This window comes from Mesorhizobium sp. M2A.F.Ca.ET.039.01.1.1 (assembly GCF_003998035.1).
Classification (GTDB): domain Bacteria; phylum Pseudomonadota; class Alphaproteobacteria; order Rhizobiales; family Rhizobiaceae; genus Mesorhizobium.
The window spans coordinates 1-9,723 of record NZ_RZRY01000189.1 but is presented as its reverse complement, the minus strand read 5'-3'; the positions used below and the strand labels follow the sequence as shown (position 1 = coordinate 9,723).

The 9,723-nt window shown below is 63.5% G+C and carries 10 protein-coding genes; 7 read left to right on the top strand and 3 right to left on the bottom strand.

Annotated features, from left to right (window positions below; genetic code table 11):
• Window positions 1-185: 185 nt before the first annotated feature.
• From EOA24_RS16230 to EOA24_RS16220, 3 genes are read right to left on the bottom strand one after another with little or no spacing between them, the layout of a single operon-like run.
• A complete protein-coding gene (locus EOA24_RS16230) occupies window positions 186-602 on the bottom strand; it encodes a cupin domain-containing protein (protein ID WP_126081123.1) in 417 nt (138 codons plus the stop codon).
• A 4-nt stretch (window positions 603-606) separates the two neighbouring features.
• A complete protein-coding gene (locus EOA24_RS16225; protein ID WP_126081124.1) occupies window positions 607-1,446 on the bottom strand; it encodes a phosphoenolpyruvate hydrolase family protein in 840 nt (279 codons plus the stop codon).
• Between the two features lie 11 nt (window positions 1,447-1,457).
• On the bottom strand, window positions 1,458-2,654 hold the full coding sequence (locus tag EOA24_RS16220) for a Tm-1-like ATP-binding domain-containing protein (RefSeq protein WP_126081125.1): 1,197 nt from the start codon (window positions 2,652-2,654) through the stop codon (window positions 1,458-1,460).
• Between the two features lie 209 nt (window positions 2,655-2,863).
• Here EOA24_RS16220 and EOA24_RS16215 point away from each other — a divergent pair, with 209 nt between their 5' ends.
• The 7 genes from EOA24_RS16215 to EOA24_RS16185 all read left to right on the top strand — a co-directional run bounded on the left by EOA24_RS16215 (window position 2,864) and on the right by EOA24_RS16185 (window position 9,686).
• Window positions 2,864-3,520 carry a TetR/AcrR family transcriptional regulator gene (locus tag EOA24_RS16215; protein WP_126081126.1) on the top strand — a complete coding sequence of 219 codons (657 nt, stop codon included), beginning with the start codon at window positions 2,864-2,866 and terminating at the stop codon, window positions 3,518-3,520.
• A gap of 392 nt (window positions 3,521-3,912) precedes the next feature.
• Window positions 3,913-5,229, top strand: a complete 1,317-nt coding sequence (locus EOA24_RS16210; RefSeq protein ID WP_126081127.1) for an extracellular solute-binding protein — start codon at window positions 3,913-3,915, stop codon at window positions 5,227-5,229.
• A 65-nt stretch (window positions 5,230-5,294) separates the two neighbouring features.
• The gene (locus EOA24_RS16205; RefSeq protein WP_042640683.1) at window positions 5,295-6,200 is read left to right on the top strand and encodes a sugar ABC transporter permease; all 906 of its coding nucleotides are present in this window, start codon (window positions 5,295-5,297) and stop codon (window positions 6,198-6,200) included.
• Window position 6,201: 1 nt separating this feature from the next.
• A complete protein-coding gene (locus EOA24_RS16200) occupies window positions 6,202-7,158 on the top strand; it encodes a carbohydrate ABC transporter permease (protein WP_042640685.1) in 957 nt (318 codons plus the stop codon).
• Window positions 7,155-7,376 carry a hypothetical protein gene (locus tag EOA24_RS16195; RefSeq protein WP_126081128.1) on the top strand — a complete coding sequence of 74 codons (222 nt, stop codon included), beginning with the start codon at window positions 7,155-7,157 and terminating at the stop codon, window positions 7,374-7,376. Before EOA24_RS16200 ends, EOA24_RS16195 begins: the two co-directional genes overlap by 4 nt.
• The gene (locus tag EOA24_RS16190; RefSeq protein WP_126081129.1) at window positions 7,373-8,476 is read left to right on the top strand and encodes an ABC transporter ATP-binding protein; all 1,104 of its coding nucleotides are present in this window, start codon (window positions 7,373-7,375) and stop codon (window positions 8,474-8,476) included. The genes EOA24_RS16195 and EOA24_RS16190 overlap by 4 nt, the downstream gene beginning before the upstream one ends.
• A 106-nt stretch (window positions 8,477-8,582) precedes the next feature.
• Window positions 8,583-9,686: an ABC transporter ATP-binding protein gene (locus EOA24_RS16185; protein WP_126081130.1), complete on the top strand. Its 1,104-nt coding sequence runs from the start codon at window positions 8,583-8,585 to the stop codon at window positions 9,684-9,686.
• Window positions 9,687-9,723 lie beyond the last annotated feature (37 nt).

Genomic DNA, 9,723 nt, shown 5'->3' with positions numbered 1-9,723 from the left:
CGTAAAGCGCATGCCCCGTTCCCTTTCTGAGTCTCGACAACCAGAAGGTAGACGGAAAATCCCCGTCTTACGGGGCATGCACATGCGGCATTTCGATTCACCCGAACCTTTCCCCGGACAGCCCTGCCCCGCCGGGGAGAAGGTGGCCGCGCAGCGGCCGGATGAGGGGGCTGCGACGCTGAAGATTATGTGCCCGCCGGCAGCAGCTTGAAATCCGGCAGCTCCCGCAACACCAGCTCAGGCCCAGTTGGCGAATAGACAACAAACAGCTGCATCGGCTGGTCGCCGGTGTTGAGCGTCGAGTGGAAGCGGCTCTCCGGCACGTAGATGGTGCAGCCTGGACCGACCTTCGCCACCACCGGATTGCCCTTCTCGTCCTCCACCATCTGCTCGCCATGGCCGGAGATGACGAAGATGATCTCCTCGGCGCCGGGATGATTGTGGCGGGTGTGGCCCCGGCCGGGCGGCAAGTCGACGACGCCGCCGGAAAAGCGCTCAGCGCCATTCACTTCCGGCGCGACGGTCAGCGAGAGTCTGCCCCAGTCGAAACCGAAGGCGCTGACATCCTTCGGGTAGACGAACACTTTGCTTTTGTCGGCCATTGCCTCATCCCTTCGTTTTTGTGATCGCCTTGAAATCCGCCGCCTGCCTGGCGATTGCCGCTTCGGCCGGCAGCCGCTCCATCGAGCTTGCGCCATAGAAGCCGTGCAGCCCCTCGCACCGCTCGAGGATGTAGCGGGCGTCGTCGGGCATCGAGATCGGCCCGCCATGGCACAGCAGGATGACATCCTTGCGCACCGAGCGCGCGGCATCGGCGATGTCGTCGATTTCTTTCACGCAGGCGTCGAGCGTTTTCGCCGAGGTGGCGCCGATCGAGCCGCCGGTCGTCACACCCATATGGGCGACGACGATGTCGGCGCCGGCATTGGTCATGGCGCGCGCCTCATCGGGATTGAAGACGTAGGGCGTGGTGAGCAGATCGAGCTGATGCGCCTCGGCGATCATGTCGACCTCGAGACCAAAACCCATGCCGGTCTCCTCGAAGCTCTGGCGCATGGTGCCGTCGAACAGGCCGACGGTCGGAAAGTTCTGCACGCCGGAAAAGCCCATCGTCTTCAGCTCGGAAAGCAGCAGCGGCATGATGACGAAGGGATCGGTGCCGTTGACGCCGGCCAGCACCGGCGTCTTCTTCACCACCGGCAGCACCTCATAGGCCATCTCCTTGACGATCTCGTTGGCGTTGCCATAGGCGAGCAGGCCGGCGGCCGAGCCGCGCCCGGCCATGCGATAGCGGCCAGAATTGTAGATGATGATCAGGTCGATGCCGCCGGCTTCCTCGGCCTTGGCCGACAGGCCGGTGCCGGCGCCACCGCCCACGATCGGCACGCCGTCGGCGATCATCCTGCGGAATTTCTCCAGGATTGTTTTGCGCGGGATGGCGGGCATGCTTGTCTGTCTCACTTGTTGGCGATGTCGAGGAACGCCTCGGCCGCGGCCTTGGCGAAGGCGGAGTCGTTGATGTGCAGCGGCAGGCGCGTGACGGTGCGGTCCTTCGTCGGCTCGATCGTGCGCTCGATCGCGTCGAACAGCGCCGCGTCGGCCTCTGCGTCGAAGAAGGCGCCGCCTTCTATATCGAGCGCCGAGACGCCCTTTTCCGGGATCAGGAAGCGGACCGGGCCTTCGCAGCGGGCGAGGCGGCCGCCGATCCATTCACCGATCCGGCGGCATTCGTCGGCCGTGGTGCGCATCAGCGTGACATTGGGATTGTGTTCGTAGAACAGTCGCCCACGATATTTTTCCGGAATTGTCGGTGGCGCCCAGAAGTTCACGATGTCGAGCGCGCCGACCGAGCCGATATAGGGCAATTTCGTGCGGGCGATGGCGCGGAAGCGATCCTCCGTTGCCGGCAGCACGCCGCCGAACAGCAAATCGCAGACCTCGGTCGTGGTGATGTCGAGGACGCCGGCCAGCAGGCCGCTGTCGGCGAGCTTCTCCATCGAGCGGCCGCCGGTGCCGGTGGCGTGGAAGACCATGCAGTCATAGTCGTCGCGCAGGCGCTCGACGATCGCCGTCACGCAAGGCGTGGTGACGCCGAACATGGTGAGCCCGAGCGCCGGCTTGCCGGCGGCGGCCGGGGCCGGCTTCGCGGCCATGCCGGCGATCGCCTGGGCGGCATTGTGCAACACGACGCGGGAGAGCCTGTTCAGTCCCGCCATGTCGGTGACCGACGGCATCATGATGATGTCGGACACGTCGACATAAGGCGCGGTGTCGCCGGATGCCAGCGTCGAGATCATGAGCTTGGGCAGGCCGAGCGGCAGCGCGCGCATGCCGGCGGTGACGATCGAGGTGCCGCCGCCGCCGCCGATGCCGATCACACCGGCGATGTCGTCGCGCGAGCGGATGAAACTGGCGAAAGCGGCCCCCATGCCGGCAACGGCGGCGCCGCGGTCATCGAGGCCGAGAACCGCGTGGGCTCCCTTGGGATGATGCGCGGCGACCTCGCTGGCCGGGATATCGACCGGGACGGTCGCACCCCGCGTGCCGATATCGACACGCACGACCGCGCCGCCCGCAGTAGCGACGGCATCGGCCAGGAAGGCAAGCTCCTCGCCTTTGGTGTCGGCGGTGCCGACCACATAGATGCGCTTCATGCGCGTTTCCCCGTCGTCCGGCATGTTCGGCTTTGCCGCCCGCCTTCTTGCCCCACCCTTAAGCTCCTCGGCAAAGGCCTCGTCGCTGGTGGGGACCTATTTTTGCCCCACCCGTAAGCTCCTCGGCAAAGCCTCGTCGCTGGTGGGGCCCCGTCATTTGCCTGGCGTTGCGCCATTGCAAATTTTTGAGACGCGCGTATCATATTGATATGGATGTCTCACGTCAACAAGCCGTCGCCAAGGATGAGGTCGCCCCGACGCCGGTGATCGAGAAGGGGGCGCGTGCCCGCACCAAGCGGCTGATGCTGGAGACGGCGACGCGGCTGATGCAGTCCGGCATGACACCCTCGGTCAGCGAGGTCGCGGAGGCGGCGGAGGTGTCGCGCGCAACCGCCTACCGGTATTTCCCGAGCCAGGCGGCGCTGGTGCAGGCCGTGGTCGATGAAGGGCTCGGCCCGATCCTCACCTGGAAGTCGGCCTCCGATGATGCCGAACGGCGCGTGGCGGATCTGTTTGCCACCGCGATGCCGCGCATCGAAGCCTTCGAGGCGACGTTCAAGGCGGCTCTGAAGCTGTCCCTCGACCAATGGGCGCGGCGCCAGGCCGGCACGCTCGGATCCGAGCCCGCCTTCACGCGCGGCCATCGCGTTGACCTGCTGAAGGATGCGATCGCGCCGCTCAAGGGCCGCTTGAGGCCGCGTCAGTTCAGTCGCCTGGCGCAGGCGCTGTCGCTGGTGTTCGGCGTCGAGGTGGTCACGGTGCTGAAGGACATCTGGGGGCTGGACAGCGCCGAAATGATGTCGGTGGCGCAATGGGCGGCGGGCGCGCTGGTGCGGACGGCGATGGCGGAATCAGGGCCGAAATGAGCAGTGATGTCGGCGCCGCCGAAAGCACCAGCCCTCTAAATCTGGTTCGACCAGATTGCAGGATCAGGTGTGGATGTTAATTGTCGGAGGCGGCTCGTGACAAGGGTCTTGCATATCAAGGAGTAGGAATAACGAGGGAAAACAGCCAGATATCGTAAGGATCGGTTCATTCGGCTGCTTTCCGTCGCTCAAGAAAGCGCTTGACGCCAAGCTGAAATTGGTAATACCAGATTATAGTCAAATAAAGCGGATCAAAAGTGACGGCCGCGTTCCATTCCGGCAGGGTGAGGAGGCCCGGAACCGGCAAGGGTGCCCTCACAGGAGGAACTACCGCGGCCGGCTTCGCTGCCGGTTCGCATGACACGGTAGAATGCGCACAAGGGAGGAAAACTATGCGCAAGATAGTGACCAGCGTGATCGCTGGTATCGGGCTGGCACTTGCCTGCGGGACATCCGTCCGCGCGCAGGACAAGGAACTCACCATCTTCTGGGCGGAATGGGATCCGGCGAACTACCTGCAGGAGCTTGTCAACGACTACACAGCCGAGACCGGTGTGAAGGTCACGGTTCAGACCACGCCGTGGCCCGACTTCCAGACCAAGGCCTTCACCGAATTCAACGCGCATGGGGACGCCTACGATATGGTCGTCGGCGACTCGCAATGGCTCGGCGCCGGTTCGACGCAAGGCCACTATGTCGACCTCACCGACTTCTTCAACCAGCACAAGCTCAATGACGTAATGGCGCCGGCGACCATCAAATACTATGCCGAATACCCCGGCGGCTCGGGCAAGTATTGGGCGATCCCGCTGGAAGGCGACGCGATCGGCTGGTCCTATCGCAAGGACTGGTTCGAGGACCCGAAGGAGAAAGAGGCCTTCAAGGCGAAGTACGGCTACGACCTCGCCGTGCCGACGACCTATGCGCAGCTGCGCGACATCGCCGAGTTCTTCCACCGTCCGGACCAGAAGCGCTACGGCGTCGCCATCTACACCGACAATTCCTATGACGCGATGGCGATGGGCGTCGAAAGCGCCATCTTCAGCTATGGCGGCGATCTCGGCGACTACGCAACCTACAAGGTCGACGGCATCACCAACTCCAAGGAGGCCGCCGCCGGCCTCGACATGTACAAGCAGCTCTACAAGTTCACGCCTCCCGGCTGGGGCAAGACCTTCTTCGTGGAAGACAATCAGGCGATCACCGGCGGTCTCGCTGCGATGAGCATGAACTTCTTCGCCTTCTTCCCGCCGCTGGTGAACAAGGCCACCAATCCCTATGCCGACGTCACCGGCTTCTTTGCAAATCCGGCCGGCCCGGACGGCAAGCGCTTCGCCGCTCTCGGCGGCCAGGGCATCTCCGTCGTCTCGTATTCGAAGAGCAAGGACGAGGCGATGAAGTTCCTCGAATGGTTCATCAAGGACGAGACCCAGAAGAAGTGGGCCGAACTCGGCGGCTACACCTGCAGCCAGGCCGTGCTGAAGTCGGACGCCTTCCAGAACGCGACGCCTTACAACAAGGCGTTCTACGACACGATGTTCATGGTCAAGGACTTCTGGGCAACGCCTGAATATGCCGAAGTGCTCGATCAGCTGAACCAGAACATCTATCCGTTCGTGGTCGGCGGCAAGGGCACCGCCCAGGAGGCGCTGGACAAGACCGCCGCCGACTGGAAGGCGACCTTCACCAAGTACAACCGCTACAAGTAAAGCATCGCAGTCAGAATGCCGGAGGAGGGTTTCCCCTCCGGCATTCCTGTTTTCAGGAGACAAAGTTGGCTTCGGTAGCCCTCACCAATCTCGATCCCGCGTCCAGGGCTGCCGCTCGCGGCTGGTCGGATCTCACCATCCGCAACCTGTTCATCATCCCGACGCTGGTCTTTCTGATCGTCTTCAACATTTTTCCGCTGATCTATTCGCTCGGCTATTCCTTCACCAATTTCGCCGCGAACCGGAGCGAGCCCTGGCAGTTCGTCGGCCTGCAGAATTATCGCGAGCTGCTCAGCGATGACCACATCTGGTCCAACTTCGTTATCACGGCGAAATACGTCATCGTTTCCGTGGCGGGTCAGATGGTCGTCGGCTTCGGCCTTGCGCTTCTGCTCAACCGCTCCTTTCCGATGAAGGGCCTGATCACCACGCTGCTTTTGTTGCCGATGATGATGTCGGCGGCGGTCGTCGGCCTGTTCTGGCAATTGCTCTACAGCCCGTCCTGGGGCCCGATCAATTATGTCTTCGGCCTTGGCGATTTCGCCTGGCTCTCCAATCCCGACAGCGCACTCTACGCGGTCGCGATCACCGACATCTGGATGTGGTCGCCCTTCGTCATGCTTTTGTCGCTCGCCGGCCTGTCGGCGGTGCCGCAGCATCTCTACGAGGCCGCCGCGATCGACCGCGCCGGATGGTGGTACACTTTCACCCGCATCACCTTGCCGCTGGTCTCGCCGATCCTTCTCATCGCGCTGATCTTCCGCACCATGGAAGCCTTCAAGACCTTCGACATCGCCTACACGATGACGACCCAGCCGACCGCGGAGCTGATCGCGATCCGGCTCTACAAGCAGGCTTTCCAGCAGTGGGATACGGGCAAGTCCTGCGCGCTGGCCTACATCGTGCTGATCATGGTGCTGGCCATCACCAACCTCTACGTGAAGTATCTCAACAAGGTGAAGGAGCGCTGAGATGGCCGCCGTCCGCACTTCTTCCGAGGTTGCTTTCAACCGCGCGGCAATCGCCGCCGTGCTGGTCGCGACGCTGATCTTCCTGGCGCCGATCTACTGGATCGCCTCGACGGCGTTCAAGCCGAAGGAGCTCGCCGTCAGCGTGCCGCCGACCGTGCTGTTCGAGCCGGAGGTGACGCCGTTCGTGCGTCTCTTCACCAAGCGCGTGCAGATGCAGAAGCCCGTCGATCCGCAAGTCTACGAAGCCGCGCCCTGGTGGGAAAAACGCATCTATGACGGCGGCGAGCGGGTGCTGAAGGTCGGCAAGGATGTGCAGCTTTCGCAGTATCCCGACCGGTTCATGAACAGCCTGATCGTGGCGGTCATCAGCACGGTGCTGGCGGTCGGCATGGGAACGTTCACTGCCTACGGCTTTTCCCGCTTCAAGATCGCCGGCGAGGCGGATCTTTTGTTCTTCATCCTGTCGACGCGCATGCTGCCGCCGGTGGTGGTCGCCATCCCGATGTTCCTGATGTACCGCATGGTCGGCCTCAACGACTCGCATATCGGGCTGATCATCCTCTACGTCGCGTTCAACCTCTCCTTCTCGGTCTGGCTGATGAAAGGCTTCATGGATGAGATCCCGAAGGAATATGAGGAAGCAGCGCTCGTGGACGGCTACACGCGCATGCAGGCCTTCTTCAAGATCGTGCTGCCGGAAGCGGCGACGGGCATTGCGGCGACAGCCGTGTTCTGCTTCATCACCGCCTGGAACGAATATGCCTTCGCGCTGATCATGACCAACCGGCGCGCCCAGACGGCGCCACCCTTCATCCCGTCGCAGATCGGCTCCGGCCTGCCGGATTGGACCACGATCGCAGCCGGCACCTTCCTGTTCCTTTTGCCGGTCGCGATCTTCACCTTCCTGCTGCGCAACCATCTGCTTCGCGGCGTGACGTTCGGAGCGATCCGCAAATGAGTTTCCGCGCCGTCAACGAGAAATACCTTTTGCCGGCTTCGCAGATCCTGATGGTGCTCGGCATAGTCGCGCTCTGCCAGCCATGGAACCTCAACCTGCATTCCTACGGCGTGACGATCATCCTGATCGGGCTGATCGGCTTCAACATCACGTCCAAGATCGCGCCGGAGCAGAGCGAGGAAACCGGCGCCCCGACGCATGAGGGAGCCCGGCAGTGACGCAGATCGAACTTCGCGGCATCGAGAAATTCTTCGGTGCCGTCCAGGTCATCCACAATTTGAACCTCGCCATCGCCGACAACGAGTTCATCGTGCTGCTCGGCCAGTCCGGCTGCGGCAAGACCACGACGCTGCGCGCGGTGGCGGGGCTGGAGACGATCGACAAGGGCGACATCCTGATCGACGGCAAGCCGGTGCAGCACCTCAAGGCCGCCGACCGCGACATCGCCATGGTGTTCCAGTCCTTCTCGCTCTACCCGCACATGACGGTGTTCGAGAATGTCGCCTTTCCGCTGCGCGCCACGCGCATGAGCAGCGGCGAGGTCGACAAGTCCGTGCGCGAGGTCGCCCGGGTCCTGCGCATCACCGACCTGCTCGACAAGCGGCCGTCGGCGCTTTCGGGGGGCGACATGCAGCGCGTGGCGATTGGCCGGGCGCTCGTGCGGCGGCCGAAGGCCATGCTGATGGACGAGCCCATCGGCGCGCTCGACGCCAAGCTGCGCGAGGAGATGCGGGCCGAGATCAAGCGCCTGCACGTGAAGCAGGGATCGACCACGATCTACGTCACCCACGACCAGATCGAGGCGATGAGCCTCGCCGACCGCATCGTCATCATGCATGAGGGCTTCATTCAGCAGGTCGGCACGCCGGACGAGGTCTATTCGCACCCGGCGAACTTGTTCGTGGCGCAATTCGTCGGCAGCCCGGTGATGAACATTGCCGAGGCCCGCGTCACGGATCAACCCGGAGCCGCTTCCGTGACGGTCGGCGACGCGCCGGCGGGCTTCGAGTTCCCCCACCGGCTCCTGTCCAAGCTCAACGGGCATGCCAACGGTGGCCTGACGCTTGGCATCCGGCCGGAGGGCGTGCTCGTCCGGCACGATGCGGCGTCCGGCTACATGCCGGTCGAGGCTAGCATCATCGAGCCGCTGGGATCCTTCGACATCGTCGACCTCAAGGTCGGCTCCACGATGCTGCGCGCGCGCACCAAGGCCGGCTACGTCTCGGGTCCCGGCGAGAAGGTCCATGTCCGCATTGATCCGGAACAGGCGCATTTCTTCGACACGGCAAGCGGCAAGTCGCTGGGGGTGAGATTGTGATGGCCGAAGGACACGAGAGGCCAACGATTTGGCCTTTCGAACAATCGAACGCCCGGAGCCATAGCGGAGGGCTGATCACCCTCGAAATGAAAATGAGACAGTAGACATGGCCCATATCGAGCTCAAGAACATCACCAAGAAATTCGGCGGCCATACCGCGCTGACCGGCCTCAATCTCGACATTGCCGACGGCGAGTTCTTCGTGCTGCTCGGCGAAACCGGTGCCGGCAAGACGACGACGCTGCGCCTGATCGCCGGGCTCGATAAGCCGACCGAGGGCCAGGTCTTCATCGACGGCGTCGACGTCGCCGACTGGGGCGCGGCCGAACGCGACGTCGCGCTGGTGCTGCAGCAATATTCGCTCTATCCGCGCTACACGGTGCGGCAGAACCTCGAATTCCCGCTGAAGCCGAAGATCCGCCGGCTGCCGGATGCCGAGATCAAGGACCGCGTCGCGCGCGCCGCCCGCACGCTTCGTATCGAACATCTGCTCGACCGCAAGACCGACCGGCTTTCCGGCGGCGAGATGCAGCGCGTCTCGATCGGCCGCGCCATCGTGCGCAAGCCGCGCGTCTTCCTGATGGACGAGCCGCTGTCTGCGCTCGACGCCAAGCTGCGCGAGGCGCTGCGCACGGAATTGAAGAACCTGCAGATGCAGCTTGGCGCCACGTTCCTGTTCGTCACGCATGACCAGATCGAGGCCATGTCGATGGGCGACAAGGTCGGCGTGCTCAACCATGGCCGCATCGTCCAGACCGGTACGCCGCATGAGATCTACAACAATCCGCGCGACACCTATGTCGCGAGCTTCGTCGGCTCGCCGCCGATGAATCTCATCGACGGCAAGCTGGTCAACGACCGCGCGGTGATGGCGCCGGTGAATTTCGAGCTGCCGCTGTCAACTGGGGCAAAGAGTTTTGGCGGGGGCAGGACGAGCGGCGCGACCGACGGTCGGCCGCTCGTCTTCGGCATCCGCCCGGAGGATGTCCATCTGGAGAGCGGCGCGCCGGTGGAAGCGCGCGTCCACGATGTCGAGAACCATGGCGTGGAGAAGATCCTGACGCTCAGGGTCGGCGACACGATGCTGCGCGCCACCGTCCCGGCCAGGACCGATGTCGCGATCGAACAGGCCGTGCGCTTTGCCTGGAACCCCGACAAGGTGGTGCTGTTCGACAAGGGCAGTGGCGTCAGCCTGCGGCATGCGGGATAGCGGCTTCGCCTGCCGCCTTATCGCACCGCGCCCGACC

Bases quoted from the DNA above. Each gene is read 5' to 3' on its own strand.
- EOA24_RS16210 (WP_126081127.1), top strand. From the start codon at position 3,913: ATGCGCAAGATAGTGACCAGCGTGATCGCTGGTATCGGGCTGGCACTT.
- EOA24_RS16220 (WP_126081125.1), bottom strand. From the start codon at position 2,654: ATGAAGCGCATCTATGTGGTCGGCACCGCCGACACCAAAGGCGAGGAG.
- EOA24_RS16185 (WP_126081130.1), top strand. From the start codon at position 8,583: ATGGCCCATATCGAGCTCAAGAACATCACCAAGAAATTCGGCGGCCAT.
- EOA24_RS16215 (WP_126081126.1), top strand. From the start codon at position 2,864: ATGGATGTCTCACGTCAACAAGCCGTCGCCAAGGATGAGGTCGCCCCG.
- EOA24_RS16200 (WP_042640685.1), top strand. From the start codon at position 6,202: ATGGCCGCCGTCCGCACTTCTTCCGAGGTTGCTTTCAACCGCGCGGCA.
- EOA24_RS16225 (WP_126081124.1), bottom strand. From the start codon at position 1,446: ATGCCCGCCATCCCGCGCAAAACAATCCTGGAGAAATTCCGCAGGATG.
- EOA24_RS16230 (WP_126081123.1), bottom strand. From the start codon at position 602: ATGGCCGACAAAAGCAAAGTGTTCGTCTACCCGAAGGATGTCAGCGCC.
- EOA24_RS16195 (WP_126081128.1), top strand. From the start codon at position 7,155: ATGAGTTTCCGCGCCGTCAACGAGAAATACCTTTTGCCGGCTTCGCAG.